The sequence below is a fragment of the Sorangium sp. So ce1504 genome (genome assembly GCF_051521635.1).
GTDB classification, from domain to species: domain Bacteria; phylum Myxococcota_A; class Polyangia; order Polyangiales; family Polyangiaceae; genus Sorangium; species Sorangium cellulosum_B.
Genome location: NZ_CP150365.1, coordinates 9,497,574 through 9,513,375, shown reverse-complemented (window position 1 = coordinate 9,513,375; position 15,802 = coordinate 9,497,574). Strand labels below are relative to the sequence as shown.

At 69.0% G+C, this 15,802-nt stretch carries 9 protein-coding genes; 3 read left to right on the top strand and 6 right to left on the bottom strand.

The window, feature by feature from the left end; all coding sequences use genetic code 11:
* Positions 1 to 12 precede the first annotated feature (12 nt).
* The 3 genes from WMF39_RS35860 to WMF39_RS35850 form a co-directional block, all read right to left on the bottom strand.
* Positions 13 to 1,821, bottom strand: a complete 1,809-nt coding sequence (locus WMF39_RS35860; RefSeq protein ID WP_437740972.1) for an FAD-dependent monooxygenase — start codon at positions 1,819 to 1,821, stop codon at positions 13 to 15.
* Positions 1,818 to 2,270 carry a hypothetical protein gene (locus WMF39_RS35855; RefSeq protein ID WP_437740971.1) on the bottom strand — a complete coding sequence of 151 codons (453 nt, stop codon included), beginning with the start codon at positions 2,268 to 2,270 and terminating at the stop codon, positions 1,818 to 1,820. The genes WMF39_RS35860 and WMF39_RS35855 overlap by 4 nt, the downstream gene beginning before the upstream one ends.
* Positions 2,271 to 2,443: 173 nt before the next feature.
* Positions 2,444 to 3,808: an endo-1,4-beta-xylanase gene (locus WMF39_RS35850; protein WP_437740970.1), complete on the bottom strand. Its 1,365-nt coding sequence runs from the start codon at positions 3,806 to 3,808 to the stop codon at positions 2,444 to 2,446.
* A gap of 214 nt (positions 3,809 to 4,022) precedes the next feature.
* Between WMF39_RS35850 and WMF39_RS35845 the strand changes: the two genes are divergently transcribed.
* A complete protein-coding gene (locus WMF39_RS35845; RefSeq protein ID WP_437740969.1) occupies positions 4,023 to 7,259 on the top strand; it encodes a hypothetical protein in 3,237 nt (1,078 codons plus the stop codon).
* 84 nt (positions 7,260 to 7,343) lie between these two features.
* On the opposite strand, the gene WMF39_RS35840 is transcribed toward WMF39_RS35845, so the two are convergent.
* A complete protein-coding gene (locus tag WMF39_RS35840) occupies positions 7,344 to 8,582 on the bottom strand; it encodes a winged helix DNA-binding domain-containing protein (protein ID WP_437740968.1) in 1,239 nt (412 codons plus the stop codon).
* A gap of 555 nt (positions 8,583 to 9,137) precedes the next feature.
* Positions 9,138 to 12,464, bottom strand: coding sequence for an outer membrane protein assembly factor BamB family protein (locus WMF39_RS35835; protein WP_437740967.1), 3,327 nt, complete (start codon positions 12,462 to 12,464; stop codon positions 9,138 to 9,140).
* A 183-nt stretch (positions 12,465 to 12,647) separates the two neighbouring features.
* Here WMF39_RS35835 and WMF39_RS35830 point away from each other — a divergent pair, with 183 nt between their 5' ends.
* Positions 12,648 to 12,935, top strand: a complete 288-nt coding sequence (locus WMF39_RS35830) for a DUF1993 family protein (protein WP_437740966.1) — start codon at positions 12,648 to 12,650, stop codon at positions 12,933 to 12,935.
* Here WMF39_RS35830 and WMF39_RS35825 read toward each other — a convergent pair.
* Positions 12,882 to 14,420, bottom strand: coding sequence for a hypothetical protein (locus WMF39_RS35825; RefSeq protein WP_437740965.1), 1,539 nt, complete (start codon positions 14,418 to 14,420; stop codon positions 12,882 to 12,884). The two genes, WMF39_RS35830 and WMF39_RS35825, sit on opposite strands and share 54 nt — an antisense overlap.
* Before the next feature lie 424 nt (positions 14,421 to 14,844).
* On the opposite strand from WMF39_RS35825, the gene WMF39_RS35820 reads away from it, so the two are divergent.
* Positions 14,845 to 15,792 carry a glycosyltransferase family 2 protein gene (locus WMF39_RS35820; protein WP_437740964.1) on the top strand — a complete coding sequence of 316 codons (948 nt, stop codon included), beginning with the start codon at positions 14,845 to 14,847 and terminating at the stop codon, positions 15,790 to 15,792.
* Positions 15,793 to 15,802 lie beyond the last annotated feature (10 nt).

The following is a 15,802-nucleotide window of genomic DNA, read 5'->3' as shown; positions in this document are numbered from 1 at the left end:
TGGTGGGCGGAGCTAGACCCCGTAAACTTGCTCCACGATCGACGCGATCAGATCCATGGATAGCGTCACGCCGCGCTGCTGGCGCCACGCGACATGCCCGTCCGGCCGGATCAAGAGCGCGCCGTCCTGCTCGATCTGCGAGAGCGCGTGCACCGCGGCCTGGTGACAGGCAGGGATGTCGGCCGCGCCGAGCCTGAACAGCCGGACGCCGTGGCGCGCCTCGACATCCTCCAGCGCTTCGATGTCCGCGGGCAGCGCCTCGACGGCCGCGCCGAGCAGCAGGATCGACGCGCCGTAGTCGATCATGGAGCGGCTGCCGCGCTGTCTCCTGTTGCCGTCCAGCCAGAAATGGGGGAATCGCGCGCCCGGCCGCGTCGACGGGAGGTACGAGGACACCCGGTCATCGACCTCCGGCGCCCTGGTGCCGTCGCCGAGGAGCGCGCCCTCTTCGTACGTGTAGCCGAGGTCGAGCCCGATCCGGTCGAAATGGGACCTCTGCTGCGCGATGGCCGCGAGGACGCGCTCTCGCACCGAAGGATCGCGATGGTACCGCGAGAGGATGCTCTCGCCGTAGTGCTGGACCTGCCGCTCGGTCCAGGCGCGGAGCGGGGCAGGCAGCGCGCGCATCGTGGAGCTCGCCAGCTTCTCGTTGACCCACTGGGCTTCCTCGACCTCGATCCCGAAGGCCTCCGCGACCTCGCTCATCCTCTCGAAGTTGAGCCGGCTCTCGTCGCAGTTCGTCTCGATGACCGGGCGGCGCTCGGCCTCGTAGCTGTCGAGCAGGCCGGGCGCGGCCCGCCGCTCGATCACCATGGCGAGCTTCCAGGCCAGGTTGTGCGCGTCGCCGATGCCGGAGTTCATGCCGAGCCCGCCCGTGGGCGGGAAGCGATGGGCGGCGTCGCCGACCAGGAAGACGCGCCCGCTGCGGAAGCGCTCCGCCACCTGCGCTGTCATGCGCCAGTGGCTCATCGAGGTGATCTCGATATCGACGTCGTCCCGCCCGAGCGCCGCCTTGATCTTCTTCTGCATCACCTCGGGCGTGTACTCCTCGATCTTCTCGTGCGGCGTCGCCACGGGGAGGTGAAAGACCCAGCGCTTCTCGACGTGGTGGGCGATGAACACGCTGCCCGGCGCCTTGGGGGAGAAGATGAAGTAGAGCTTGCCCCGGGTGCGGACCACGCGGCGCAGATCCGCCTGAAAATACGCGTTGACGACGTCGAGCAGCTTGTCCGGGCCCTTCATCTCGATCCCGAGGGCCTTTCGGCTCCGGCTCCCGGCGCCGTCGGAGCAGATGACGTACTGGCTCCGGACCGCGAAGGTCTCACCCGTCGTCCTGCTGGTGATCCGGCTCGTGACGCCCTCCGCGTCCTGCTCGAAGGACTCCCACTGGTGGTGATGGAGCGCCTGGATCCGCGGCGACGCCGAGACGCGCTCGCGGAGGAGCTTCTCCAGCTCGACCTGCGAGATGTTGAGGTAGGGCAGGGGCGCCTCGAGGTGCTCTCGGTACTTGCGCCCGACGCCATTGGCTCGCAGATCGATGCAGCCGAACTCCTCGCCGATCGTGCCGCAGAACAGGATCTTGGCGGCGTCCTCCTCCGGCGACGCCTCCGCGGACAGCTCGCCATGACCGAGCCCCAGCTCGTGGAGGATCTCGATCGAGCGCGCCGAGAGCTCGTGGGCCTTGGGGTGATTCTCCAGGCCCGGCCGGCGCTCGATGAGCACGCAGTCGACGCCGCGCCTGGCGAGGCACAGCGCGCTCACCATCCCCGAGGGGCCAGCGCCGATGATGAGGACGGGAGCAGAGACGGTGCGATGGCTCATGTGGCGGCCCCTTTCCTGTGACACAGGGAGACGCCGGCGAAGAGCAGGGCTGCAGACGTGCCCAGGTGCAGCATGTTCGGCGGGAGGAAGCCGAGCAGGACCCGGCCACCGGCGTCGAACTCGGCGCCGGCGGCGCTCGTGAAAGCGGCGGCCAGGATGAACCCGCCGATATGGAGGGCACCCAGGAAGGTGCCTGTCCGGACACGCTCCACGGTGCGCGGCGTGGCCGTCCAGAAGAGGTAGATGGAAGCGAGCGCGCCGAGGGCGCCGGCGCCGATCTGCCAGAGCAGGTGGAACCTCGCGTGTCCGGGCCAATCGGGGTTCCGGAGGTGATGAGGATCGAGGATGTCGATCAGCCCGGTCAACAGGCCGTAAGCGACGGCCGAAAGGATGCAGAGGGCCTTGCCCACGGCCCACGCCGTGGAGGATGGCGCGTGTTCGGAGCTCATGGCAGAGGGATAAAGCACGGGAATCACGTGCACAATGGCCATGAGTGGCCATGGGGTGGCCGGAAATGGCCACGCCCGTGGGAGGCGGGAGGCTCAGGTCATCGCCCGCTGTGCGGGCGCGCTTCGGCGAGCGCGAGCCGGGCCACGCCGGCTCGTCTGGCCATCATGACCCCTCAGAAGCCCACCACGGCGTCGTAGGCGGGCTTGGGGTTGTGGTTGCCATCGAAGAGCAGGGGGAAGTCCTTGCGCCCCGAGCTGAACTCCGACAGCCAGGTGTTGTCGTCCGCGATGCCCCAGAAGGTGACGCCCGTGATCACGGACTTGTGTTTCCGGAACAGCTCGAAGAACTCCCGGTAGCGCGCGGCCTGCTTGGCCTTCAGCGCGTCGGTGAAGGTCGCGGTCGTGTAGAACGTGCTCTGGTTGTACGTCACGCCGGGGATGTACAGCGAGATGTCGAGCTCGGTGACCTGCACATCCAGGCCGAGTGATGAATAGAGCTCGATCGCCTTTCCCATGTTGGCCACGTTCTGGTGAACCGCCTGGTTCGTGGTCACCGTGGAGGGCTCGATGTTGAGGTGGGCCTGCAGCCCGACGCCGTGGACCGGCACGCCCTGATCGAGCAGGCCCTTGAGCATGTTGTAGATGCCCTGCTGCTTCGCGGGGATGTAGTTGTAGAAGTCGTTGTAGTACAGCTTGGCGTCTGGATCGGCCTCGTGCGCGGCCTTGAAGGCCTCCGCGATGTAGCTCTCGCCGAGGATCTCGTGCCAGCGGCTCCTCTGGCCATCGGCCAGGTTGCCCGTGCGGTACGAGCCGTCCTCCATCATGGCCTCGTTCACGACGTCCCACGCGTAGACCTTGCCCCGGAAGTGGCGCACGACGTTGCTGATGTGGTTTTTCATGCGTGTCAGCAGGGTCTGCCTCGACACGGTGCCGCCAGAGCCGTTCGAGAACAGCCATGCCGGGTTCTGGCTGTGCCAGACAAGGGCGTGCCCGCGGACCTTCATCTTGTTCGTGACCGCGAAGTTCACGATGCGATCCGCCGCGTCGTAGGTGAAGCTGTTCTCGTTCCTCTGCAGCGACTCGAACTTCATCTCGTTCTCGGCGGTGATGCTGTTGAAGTGCGTCTTCAGCAGCGCGGCGTGCGTCATGTACGACTGCGAATCCACCGCTGCCCCGATCGGGAAGAGGCTCGCGTACTTCTCCGCGAGGTTCTTGGGGCCTTCATCAGGCATGCCGCCCGTGCCCGCGCCGCCTGCCCCCGCGCCGCCCGTGCCTCCGGAGGTAGCGCTGTCCGTGCCGCCGCCTCCACCCTCGTTCGTCTCACCCCCACCGGCCGACGTGCTGCCGCTGCCTCCAGCGTCGCTGCCGCCCGCGCCACCCCCGGCGCTCGCCGATGTTCCGCTCGTTTGAGCCGTGCTCGCGGCGCTGCTGGTGGTGGTGGCGCCCGTGGCCGCATCATCGTCCGGAGCCGACGTGGACGAGGTGCAGGACCAGAGCAGGCAGCTGAGCAAACCAATCGAAATCAAATTCTTGCGCATCGGTGCGATCCCTCGGACACGCACCCTACCCGATACGTGCCGGCGACAGCGAGTCAGGGCGTCCAGTACCGTTTGTTAAGTAACGCTACTTACAAAGTGTCTCGGTGTAGGTGTTCTTTTCTCCTTCCGCACGCGGGTGAACCCGGACGGGATCCAGCTTTCTCGTGAATGTCCTGCCGAGCTGGCGCAACAGAGCGAGCTGGGTGGAGGATGCATGTGCGCGAAGGATGAGTCGCGAGGGCGGTGTCGATCGGTCCGCGGGGCGCGACGGCTGACAAGGACAGCTGTCCTGCTGGCCATCACCGCGCCCGCGCTGGCCTGCGACGTCGGTGAGCAGGGCGGCTCCAGCACCGGAGCGGGATCATCTCCGGCTGCCAGCGAGGCGAGCGCAGGGGGAGCGGGCGGCGGTGCCAGGGGCACGGCCGGCGCCGGCGGTGCGGGCGGAACGGACGGTGTCGGGGGAACAGGCGGCGCTGGCGGCGCCGGCGGCGCTGGCGGCACCGGTGCCGTCGGGGGAACAGGCGGCCCCGGCGGCGCTGGCGGAACAGGCGGTGTCGGGGGAACAGGCGGCGCCGGCGGTCTGCTGTTCTGCACGCCAGGCAGCGAGCGGGCCTGCTACGCCGGACCGAAGGGAACCGAAGGCGTCGGCCTCTGCCGTGCGGGCACGCAGCAGTGCAATGCCGCGGGGGACGCTCATGGTCCCTGTGTCGGCGAGGTCCTTCCGACAGAGGAGCAGTGCGAAACGGCGTCCGATGAGGACTGCGATGGAGTCGCGTCGGCGTGCCCGCCCGCGGGAGGCCATCTCTGGAGCAAGCGCTTCGGCGGCGCCCACGCGCAGGTCGCCGCCGACGTCGCCATCGATCCGGACGGCGGCATGATCGTCACCGGCCACTTCGCGGGAGCCATGGATCGCAACGGCTGGCGCTCGATGTACAGCGCTGGCGGCGATGATGCCTTCGTGGTGAAGTTCGTGCGCGACAGCGACGATCCCGAATGGGAGTACATACCCCTCTGGTCCCGGCGGTTCGGCGGCCCCGGCGGACAGCGGGCGCGCGCCGTCACCGTGGACGCCGCCCGGAACGTCGTCGTGGTCGGCGTGTTCCAGGGAACCGTGGATCTCGGCGGCGCCCCGCTCACGAGCGCCGGCGGCGACGATATCTTCGTCGTCAAGCTCGACGCCGACGGCCAACACGTCTGGAGCCGGCGCTTCGGCGACGCCGCAGATCAGCGCGGCGAGGCGATCGCGGCGGACAGCGAAGGAAGTATCCTCGTGACCGGCCGGTTCCAGGGGACGGTGGACCTCGGCAGCGGCCCGCTCGTGAGCGCCGGCGGCGACGACGTGTTCGTCGCCAAGCTCGATCCTGACGGCAATGCCGTCTGGAGCCAGCGGTTCGGCGACGCCGCGGACCAGCGCGGCGAGGCGATCGCGGTGGACAGCGCGGACGACGTCATCGTGGCCGGCGATCTGCAGGGGCAGGCGGAGTTCGGGGGCGGCCCGCTCGTGAGCGCGGGCGGCGATGACGTGTTCGTGGCCAGGCTCGATGCCCATGGCGAGCACCTCTGGAGCAAGCGCTTCGGCGATGCCCAGGACCAGCATGTCGGGGACCTCGACGCGCGCGAGACGGGCGAGGTGCTGCTGATAGGCGACCTGGAGGGACAGGCAGATTTCGGCGGGGGGCCGCTGGTGAGCGCGGGAGGCCGCGACGTCTTCGTGGCCTGGCTGAGCGTGACCGGGGACCACCTCCACAGCGCGCGCTTCGGAGACGAGGCCGATCAGCGCGGCAAGGCCATCGCCCCTGCAGAGGGGGACGTGTCCCTGCTCGCGGGCGAGTTCCAGGGCCAGATCGATCTCGGCGGGGGGCCGCTCACGAGCGCCGGCGGTGACGACCTCTTCTACGCCGCGCTCGACGGGAGCGGCGCGCCTCTCTGGAGCCGCCGCGCAGGCGACGCCCAGGACCAGCGCGCAGCGGGGCTCGCCTGGAAGGTCACCGAACAAGGTCCGCGGGGGATGCTCGCGGGCCGCTACGACGGTCAGTTCCAGCCAGGCGATCTCATCGAGTGCCGCGATCACAACTTCCCCGGCTGCTCCCCCGGCTGGGATGACAGCTTCGTGGTGGAGTTCGCGCCATCGACCGGCGGGGATGCGTCGCACTGCCACCTCGGCGAAGGGAGGCAGGACAACGGCGTGCAGCACTCCATCCTGGAGGTGGCAGCGGACGGCGACGGCAACGCGGTGTTCCTGGGCGCGCTCGGCGGCGCCGTGGATCTCGGTGGCGGAGAGCTCGCGCCGGGGGGCCCCGCGATCTTCCTGGGAAAGCTCTCTCCGGCCGGCGAGCATCTATGGAGCAGGGCCTTCGACGTGGGCTCGCCGCTCTCGCCAACCCCGATCCGGCGCATGGTCGTGGACAGCGCTGGCAACATCGTCGTCCTCGTGGGCGCCGAGGCATCGCTCGACCTCGACCTCGGCGGCGGGCCGGTCGGCCGCGGCATCCCGGCGATCGCCATGGCGAAATACGACCCGTCCGGCGCCCACCTCTGGAGCAAGCGCTTGAGCACCGGCGGCGTCAAGTCGCTCGATGCGCTGGCGGTCGACGGCGCGGGGAACATCTTCCTGTCCGGCAGCTCCGACACGGGCATCGATTTCGGCGGCGGCCGCGTCCCTCCGAGGAACACGGTCGGCCACTATGCGTTCCTCGTGAAGCTCTCTCCGGGCGGCGAGCACCTCTGGAGCAGAGGCTTCGTGGGGACGGACTACATGCACCCGTGGAGCGCGACCGCTGATGGGGCCGGCAACGTGATCGTGGTGGGCGCGCTGCGGGGGAGCGCCGATTTCGGCGGTGGGCCGCTGTCGAAGGCCACGCGGCGCTCGGACGACGTCTTGATCGTGAAGTACGACGCGCTCGGCAATCACCTGTGGAGCAAGAACTTCGGCGACGACGCGTGGCAGTCCGGCCGGGCCGTCGCGGTGGACGCGGACGACAACCTCTTCGTGATGGGCAAGTTCGGGTCGACCCTGGATCTCGGCGGCGGGCCGCTGTCGAGCTTGCCAGAGGCCAACGAGTCCTTCCTGGCGAAGCTCGATCCGCTCGGCAACCACCTCTGGAGCAAAGGTCTCGGGCTGCACGTGTGGGTATCGAGCATCGCGAGCGACGGGGCGAACGTGCTGCTCGGCGGCAGCTTCTATGGGTCGGGCGAGCTCGCCGGGAGCCCCTTCTCCACCGGGAGCCAGAGCGACTACGACGCCCTCGCGGCCAGATTGAGCGGCGCGGGCGACCTGCTGTCGGTCGTACAGCTCGCCGGTCCCGACGTCCAGCTGGGCTTGTCGATCGCCGCGGACAGCGCGGGTCACGTGTTCGTCGCTGGCAGCACGGTGGGGGAGGTCGACCTCGGCGGGGGAGCGCTCGCCGCGGACGGCACGGAAGACGCTTTCCTCGTGAAGCTGGCGCCGTAGGTCGAGCGACTCAGCAGGTCGGTTGCAGCGACCCGAGTCATCGTCTATCGCCCGGGAAGCCACGTCGATGCGACGCCCGGCGCTTCATCCCTTGGCCTTCGCCCGTGCAGCCGGCGCCTTCGCGGCTGCGCCGCTCTTCGCCTTCGCCCGCGCCGCCTGCGCCTTCGCGGCTGCGCCGCTCTTCGCCTTCGCCCGCGCCGCCGGCGCCTTCGCGGCTCCCGCCTTCCCGAAGCGCACCTCGAACGTGCCGGCGTCCTCCTCCATGAATCGGAGGAGCGCCTCGCCTTCCTCGGCGAGCTGCTCGCGCGCCGCCTTGCCAAGCGCCTCGAACGGCTCGACCACGAGCGCGGCCGTGGCCTTCTTCCGCTCGATCGTCCATGTGCCGGCCACGAAGCCGTCCACGAGGAACGTCGGCAGGATGCGCAGGTTGGCGGACATGACGATCCGCGGGCGATGCTCGTCCGCGATGACCCGCGTGCGGTCGTCGTGCGCGAGCAGGAGGTTGTCGTAATCGGGTAGAAACCGGGCCGGCGCGGCGGTGTCCGCGGGCGGCCGCGGCGCGTCGGGCAGGTCGAAGAGCTCCCGGCCCCGCTCGTCGCGGAACACGCAGAGCTGCTCTCGCAAGGCGTGGAGCACCTCCTTGACGCGGGTCAGGCCGGACCACGTTTGCACATCGGTCGCTGTCGCCGGGCCGAACGACGCGAGAAAACGGAGCACGAGCGCCTGCGGCGCGCCGCCGTCGCGGAGCGGCTTGCCGAGCCAGGACGCCGCCGGGGCGAAGTCCGCCGTTCCGGGATATGCCCACGGGGTCTCGCCGGGCACCTGGACGACCGGCAGGTGCATGCGAACCGCGAGGGCCATGGCCCGCACGTCGCCGCCGGCGTGGAGCTCGGCCAGGTGATCGCGCAGCTCGTCCATGGTCCGCGGCTCCGCGTCGAAGTACGCGCGCGCCTCGGCGACCAGCCGAGCGACGTCGAGGGCGTCCGCGCGCTCGCGGAGGACCGATCGCATCCCGGCGTGGAGCACCGGCGCGATGACCGGGTGCAGATCCAGGTAGTCCCTTGCGCTCACGAGGTGCAGCGTGCCGCGCAGGAACGGCGCCCGGACGACCTCGCGGCGCACGACGAGCTGGACGAGCTGCTCGCGCCGGAACGCCGCGAGCCGGGACCACAGCCCGATGAACGGCGGCCGAGCCAGCTGGGCCTGGAGGGCAATCAGCCGCTCGATCCCGTGGACGGCCGAGGACTGCTCCCGCGCGAGCAGCATCTGCCGCGCGAGCGTGGCCCGGTTGAGGTCTCTTCGTGTCAGCGTCGGGGTGGGCATGCAGCCCGCGAGCTTACGCGAACCGAGGTTCGCACTCCACGGGCCGCATGCGGCTATCCGCCCGCGGGCACGGTGTAACCAGGGCGTGGCGCCGCGCGACACCACCGACTCGCCCCGGATCGTCCCGCCGGGCGCGGTGCCGGGGCGGTGTGGCTCCGTCAGAATCGATAGAGCACGTCAGCTCGGTCGCGCGGTCGACGATGCCGAGCTGGTAGTACTGATCGAGGAACACGATGCGTGTCGCGTCGAAATCGACGATGGCGCCGGGGGCGCGCTGCACCACGGTGAGCTTCGGGCTCTCGACTCATGGAGACTCGCGCGAGAGCAGCCGTCGTCGCGAGGGATGTCAAAGATAGAACCGCCAAACCCATGAGCGCGCGGGGCATGGTCATGCGTCCTCCATGGATCCATGGTTACGCCCAGCTTCGATGCCGGCTCTGCCCGTCTCATTCAAGCGCTCGACGTGGGGATGTCATGGGCGGGAGCAATCCAGGCGAGGGGAGCGATGCTCCCCGCACCTCGCGCGCTGCCGGAGCGTGCGATGGAACGGTGTCGTCAGGGATTGAACGTGGCGACGAAGATATCGTCACGCCCCGCGTAAGGGATCGGGCCGGTGCCGAAGTCCACTGGCGTGTCCGTCGAGCCGACAATCGCGACCGTGCCGTTCGGAGACAGGACGATGTCCTCCACTGTAATGCCGGAGATACTGCCCGAAAGCGGCTCGAAGTCGACCGACCAGAGCTCTGTCCCGCTCTCGTCGAGCTTCGCGAGCCCGCCGGCCCCTGCGACGAACATTCCGCCGGAAGGATCGAGCAATATCCTTTCGTAGAAGGGAACCGAGCGGCTGGAGACAACCTCCCCTGCAGCGTCCAGCTTGAGCAGCACGTATTCCAAACTCTCGCCGTCGCCAAAGTCGACGGTTCCATCCGTGATACCTGTCACGAGGACTTCGTCCGCCGCATTGACCGCCAGTGAGTAGGCCCACTGCACGGGGGTAGTCGACCTGGAAGCGAACTCCCGTCGCCACAGCAGAGCGCCCGTCGGATCAAGCTTGGACACGGTAAAATCCCCCCAGCCGAGGTTCATGCCGTTGTGGAATGTTCCGGTCGACACGAGCACATCGCCGGCGCTGTCGACCGCGAGGCCGCCCCCTCCTCGCTCGTAGCCGTAGTATCCTGGCAAGCGTGTTGTCCATAGGAGGGCGGCACCTCCGGCGCTCACCTTTGCCAGATGGTAGCCCTCCTCGATGAGGTAGAGCATGTACACATTGCCCGCGCCATCGACGACCGTCCGCTGCACTCTCCAAGGGAATACGGGGACTCCGACAGAAAAACCGTTGCTCCAGACGTGATTGCCTTCGGGATCGAATTGGGCCGCGAAGAGTGCGGAGCCTTCGGCTGGCGGAATCCGGCCCCCGCCGAAATCCGGGCCTGGCTTAAAGGGCATTAGATCGCCGCCGTAGACGCCGGTGAGAAGAATGTTTCCGCTTCCGTCGACGGTCATGGTTGCGCTCCCATCGTAAAACTCGGTCCCGAAGCGCCTGTTCCAGATCACCGCGCCAGCGGGATCGAGCTTGAGGAGGAAGATGTCGGATCCCCCTGCGCTCGTGAGAGGTACGGCGCCGAAGTCGACCGTTCCTACGAAGTCACCCGAAACGTAGTAGTTGCCCGAGGCGTCGCTCACGATGGACCTGCCGCGATCGTAGTCAGGGCCGCCGTATCCCCGTGCCCACGGCGGGAGCCGAGGGCAATGAGGCACACCGTCGCAGCTCTCGTCCACCGGCGTGGCGCAGCGCTCTGCGGCGGGAGTCACGTCATCTGTACAGGGGCCGTACCCGAGACCATCGGAGCGACAGGTCTGCGTCCCGGTAGCACACTGGCCCATGCCAACGGTCCCGGCGGGGCCGGTGTAGCAGACGAGGACCGAGCCCGGCGTGCACGAGCCTGGCATGCCGCCGCCGCCGCCCTCACCGGAGCTGCCACCCGCGCCGCTGCCGCCCGCGCCGCCGCCGCCCGCAGCTTCGCAATCGCCCTCGCCGTCGTCGCAGACATGGTTGAACGTGGCGACGAAGACATCGCGATCCGCCGTATAGGGGATCGGGCCGGTCCCGAAGTCCACCGGTCCGAGCATGCTTCCGGTGATCGCAACCGTGCCATTCGGTGAGATCGCGACATCCTCCACGAGAGGATCGAAGTCGACCGACCAGAGCTCCGTTCCGCTCGCGTCGAGCTTGGCAAGGCCGTGCCCGGCGGCGAACAATCCACCCGCGTGATCCAGGCTGATCTTGTCGCCGAAGCGAACCGAGCGGCTGAGGAGATGCTGGCCTGCAGCATCCAGCTTGACGAGCACGGGCCCTTCGGGAAGCACGCCGCCGCCGAAGTCGATGGTCCCGTCCGTGAAGGCCGTCACGACGACCTCGTCCGCCGCGTCGACCACCACCGAGGCGGCCGCTGCCACCGCGGATCCGTCGGTCGAGCTGGACGCGAACGATCGTCGCCACAACAGGACACCTGTCGGCGCGAGCTTGGAGACGGTGAGCTCGAGCGGACCGGGGTGCAGCTCGGTCGTTGGGCTCTCGTTCGCCACGAGCACGTTGCCGGCGCTGTCGATCGCGAGGCTTGCTGCTCCATTGACGACGTCTCCTGACAGAGTCTCTCGCCAGGAAAGAGCGACACCTCCGGTGCTCACCTTCGCTAGATAGGTGGTATCGTGGAGAGTGTAGGTGTGATCGGTGAGGCTGTAGAGCACGTATGCATTGCCGGCGCCATCGACGGCGACCTGCGCTACCTTCCCGGGGAAGGCGCCGGATATGCCGGCCTGGAACCCGTTGCTCCAGATGTGGTTGCCTTCGGGATCGAATTGAACCATGAAGAGCGCGGCGCCCTCAGCGGCCGTGATGGGATTCCCTCCGAAATCTGGGCCCGGTTCCCAAGGATATACATAGCCGCCGTAGAGGCCAGCGAGGAAGATGTTTCCGCTTGCATCGATGGTCATGGTGGCGCTCTCGTCTTCGAACTCGGTCCCGAAGCGCCTGCTCCAGATCACCGAGCCAGAAGGATCGAGCTTGAGCAGGAAGATGTCCGACTCCCCTGCGCTGGTCAGAGGTCCGGCGCCGAAGTCAATGGTTCCTTCGAAGTCGCCCGAGACGTAATAGTTGCCCGAGGCGTCGCTCACGATGGACAGGCCGTTGTCCTGACCTGGACCGCCGTATCCCCGCGCCCACGGCGGGAATCGAGGGCAATGAGGTACGCCGTCGCAGCTCTCGTCCACCGGCGTGACGCAACGCTCTGCGACGGGCGTCACGTCACCTGTACAGGGGCCGTAGCCGAGGCCATCGGAGCGACAGGTCTGCGTTCCGGTTTCACATGCCCCGATGCCAACGGTCCCGGTGGGGCCGGAGTAGCATGCGAGGACCGAGCCGGGGACGCACGTGCCTGGCACGCTGCCGCCCGCGCCGCCGCTGCCGCCGTCACCGATGCTACCGCCCGCGCCGCCACCGCCTACGCTGCCACCGCCCTCACCGGTGCTACCGCCCGCGCCGCCACCGCCTACGCTGCCACCGCTCTCACCGGTGCTACCGCCCGCGCCGCCACTGCCCGCCACGCTGCCGCCGCCGCCCGTACCGTCGCTTCCGCTGCCGCTCACGGAGTCGCAGTCGCCTGCGCTGCCATCGCCGAGCGCGCCATGAGCGCTTTCCGCTCCAGCGCCGCCGTCGTCCACCGCGCCTCCACGCACAGCCGGCTCGCACGCCGTGGAGGCCAGGACGGCCGCGATGATCGAGGCGGTCGAAGCGCCTCGGTTGGGCTTGAATGACACTGAATCCATTCCCTCAAAGTCTCTGGTCATGCCGTCTTCGTTGCTCGGCGGGGGCAGCACGTTCATGCTCCGCCGCGGGATCCCAACGAGCGGAGGCGAGGTGCTCGGACATGAGACGTTGTCGGGCGCAGCGGCCGCGATCTCTGCGTCGGTGCCAGGTGCCGGCCATGACGCCGCACGCAGGCTTGACGCGCGGCGGCCGCGGGTCGAAGGACAGCGACGACTGGCTTCACGAGCAGGGAGAAGAGCATGAGCCTTTCCGACAGTTCGTTGCCGGAGATGGCGCGCATGCTCGCCCAGGTGCTGGTCTGGCTCGACAAGGCCCAGGCCTACGCCGAGCAGAAGAAGGTCGACCCGGAGGTGCTCCTGACCGCGCGCCTCGCGCCCGACCAGTCCTCGCGGCGCAGGACCAGCTGGACGAGCTGCTCGCGCCGGAACGCCGCGAGCCGCGATCAGAGCCCGATGAAAGGCGGCCGCGCCACGTCAGAATCGATAAAGCACGTTGTCCTTGTCGCCAGAGACATAGATCGTCCCTGACGGGCCCACGGCGACGCCGCTCAACGCATAGGTCGGCACCGTCCCCGTGACCGCCTCGAGCCCCACCTTGAGGTGCTTTTTCACGACCCAGGTGTCCCCCGTCGACGGGTCCACGCGCAGCAGGCGGCGCTTCCCGACCTCCACGACGAGCAGGGTGCCGTCCAGATCGACCGCCATCCCCTCCGGCTGATCCAGGCCGTCGGCCACCACGAGCGGCGGAGAGAGCGTCACGCCCCCCGCCGCCACATGGAGGATCTGGCCCGTGGCCCAGTCGGCAGCCCAGAGGTCGCCTCCCGACACCGCGAGGCCCGAGGGCACGGTCATCGGCGCGAGCGTCACGGGGCCGCCGCCCGTCTGGCGGGCGACGCGCGCCGCGCCCGGCCCCGCGCCGAGCTCGGCCACCACGAGATCGCCCCGGAACCGGACCGCGTTGAGCGGCGAGACGAAGTTGCTGTACGTCTCGAGGACCGTCGCCGTCGCCGGGTCGTAGGTCTGAACCACGCTGCTGAACCACGCGGTCAAGATCAGGTTCGAGCCGTCCGCCGACACCGTGGCAGGCGCGTGAAACTCCGACTCTCCGAGGAACGACCGCTCGACGCCCAGCGGAGCCCCCGTGTCTCCATCGAACTTCCGGAGCGACGACAGATCGCCCACATAGACCGACTCGGCCCCTCCTTCGGTCGTCACGGCCACGCCGCCGGGCATGATCATGCCGCCGGGCATGATCGTGCGCACCTGGCCGTTCGGCCTGATGCGGACGAGGAAGCCGTCGCTGGCGCTCGACACGTAGAGATTGCCCTGCGGGTCGAAGGCGAGGTTGTCGAGCCCCGGCGTGAGCTCCGCGATGACCTCCTTCTCGCCCGTCTCGATGTCGATCCGCACCACCTCGCCGTTCTGATCGACCACGTGGAGCCGGCCGAGCCCGTCGAACTTGGCCGCCGCGGGGATGAAGAAGCCGTCCGCGACCGTCTGGAGGTCGCACTCGACCTCCGGGTCGACGGCGCCGGTGCAGGAGTCCACATCGATGCTGATCACCCTGCCTTGCGTCCAGATCGGCCCATACAACCTGCCGTCGGGCCCCCAGTCCATGCCGTTCAGGAAGCCGAGGTTGCTCGCGATGTGGCGCGGCGGAGCCGACAGCTCCGGATCGACCTCGTAGAGCCCGTCACCGAAGAAGTCGAGCGCCACGAAGAGCCGCCCCGTATCGGAGAACGTGATGGGGTTGACCCCCGGCGCGACGAACTGCTGGGTGATCTCGCCCGACGGCGCGTGCCGCACGACATTGCCAGGGATGAGCGAGGTCCAGTAGAGCGAGCCATCCGGGCCGAACGTGAGGTCGTCCGGGCCATCGATCCCGTCCGACGCGTCGAGCCGATCCACGATGGCTCCGCTCTTGCGGTTCACGATGGCGATCTCATTCCCAAGGAAGCTCGCGACGTACAGCCGACCATCCGGCCCCACATTCATCCCATTGGTGCCGTGCATCGGCGACCCCTCGGCGAGGACCGGCCGCTTTGCATGCGCCGGCGACGAGGCTCCCAGAAGCACCGTGCTACCCAGCACGAACGCAAAAAGCCTGTGCATAAGCTCTCCCTTCAGCGCCGCGCCTGGACCGGCACACCCAAGGATCACGATGACGTCAGGCGCGAAACCAGCGCGACGGCGCGAACCTCCGGCGGACTTTGTAGTCACGCGGGGTTGTTCTTACGCTAACATAATCAGGAGCCTTCCCCAAGCATAAAATTCGTGCAATGGATGCGGACGCGCCGGCATCGTTAGCGTCGTCGGCGCCGCTGGCATCGTCGTCGGCGTCGCCGGCATCGCTGGCATCGTCAGTTCCTCGGTGGCCATCCCGCGTGGCGCGCGCCGCGTGACACCCGAGCCGGCGTGGTGGTATGCGTCGGAGTCGATGGCTGCCAGCATCTGCCTGCCGGCGTACAACGAAGTCCGCACCATCGAGGTGACCCTCACCGAGCTGTCGCGGCTCGGCCCCGAGGTGGACGAGATCCTCGTCTGTCTCAACGGGTGCACGGACGGCACCGAGCGTGTCGTCGAGGCGTTCCGGGGGCGGGAGCCGCGGCTCGCCGTCATCGAGAGCGAGCTCGGAAAGAACAACGCATGGAACGCCCTGGTGGCCCGGGCGCGCAACCGTCGCCTCGTGTTCACGGACGCGGACGTGCGCCCGGCCGAGGGCTCCATCTCGGCCCTGCTGCGCGCCCTGGAGCGCTCTCCGCGCGCCGCCGTCGCCGCGGCCTTCGAGCAGCCGCGCGGGGCGCCGCCGCCGCCGCTCGGCACCGTCCTCCGCCTGCTGACGACCAGCCTCGGTCAGGACTACATTTCCGGTCGCCTCTATGCCATCGATCGCGATCGGCTGGGCGCGGTGATGGCCGATCGTGGGCTCCTGCCTGCGGGGGCGCTCCCTCGGCTGCCCGTCGACCTCGTGACCGAGGACTCGTGGCTCACGGCGCTCGTCGCCGGCGACGCGCTGGTCGTGGTCCCCGAGGCGCCCATCCACTTCGAGGTGGACAGCATGGCCGACGTGGTCCGCGCGCTGGCGCGCAATGCCGCCGCGAGAGAGCAGCTCCGCTCGAGCTACCCGGAGCTCTACCGGCGCGACGGCGCCCGCCTGCTCTCGGCGCAGTCGGCGCCGAGGATCCTCCTGGACCGGCTGCGATCGGCGCCGGGGCCTTTCGCGGTCACGCGCGGGCTCGGGGGAATGGCCCTCAGGGCTGCGATCCACCGCGTGCTCGGAGAGCGGATCCGGGCGCAGCGCGATCGCATCCTGGCGGACGTCAGCGCCGGCCGCGGCGGGCGCGTCATGGCCACCTCCGGCCGCCTCCCGTCGAAGGGCGGCTGAGCGCCTGTCC

Bases quoted from the DNA above. Each gene is read 5' to 3' on its own strand.
- WMF39_RS35855 (WP_437740971.1), bottom strand. From the start codon at position 2,270: ATGAGCTCCGAACACGCGCCATCCTCCACGGCGTGGGCCGTGGGCAAG.
- WMF39_RS35820 (WP_437740964.1), top strand. From the start codon at position 14,845: ATGGCTGCCAGCATCTGCCTGCCGGCGTACAACGAAGTCCGCACCATC.
- WMF39_RS35825 (WP_437740965.1), bottom strand. From the start codon at position 14,420: ATGCACGGCACCAATGGGATGAATGTGGGGCCGGATGGTCGGCTGTAC.
- WMF39_RS35835 (WP_437740967.1), bottom strand. From the start codon at position 12,464: ATGAACGTGCTGCCCCCGCCGAGCAACGAAGACGGCATGACCAGAGAC.
- WMF39_RS35840 (WP_437740968.1), bottom strand. From the start codon at position 8,582: ATGCCCACCCCGACGCTGACACGAAGAGACCTCAACCGGGCCACGCTC.
- WMF39_RS35850 (WP_437740970.1), bottom strand. From the start codon at position 3,808: ATGCGCAAGAATTTGATTTCGATTGGTTTGCTCAGCTGCCTGCTCTGG.
- WMF39_RS35860 (WP_437740972.1), bottom strand. From the start codon at position 1,821: ATGAGCCATCGCACCGTCTCTGCTCCCGTCCTCATCATCGGCGCTGGC.
- WMF39_RS35830 (WP_437740966.1), top strand. From the start codon at position 12,648: ATGAGCCTTTCCGACAGTTCGTTGCCGGAGATGGCGCGCATGCTCGCC.
- WMF39_RS35845 (WP_437740969.1), top strand. From the start codon at position 4,023: ATGTGCGCGAAGGATGAGTCGCGAGGGCGGTGTCGATCGGTCCGCGGG.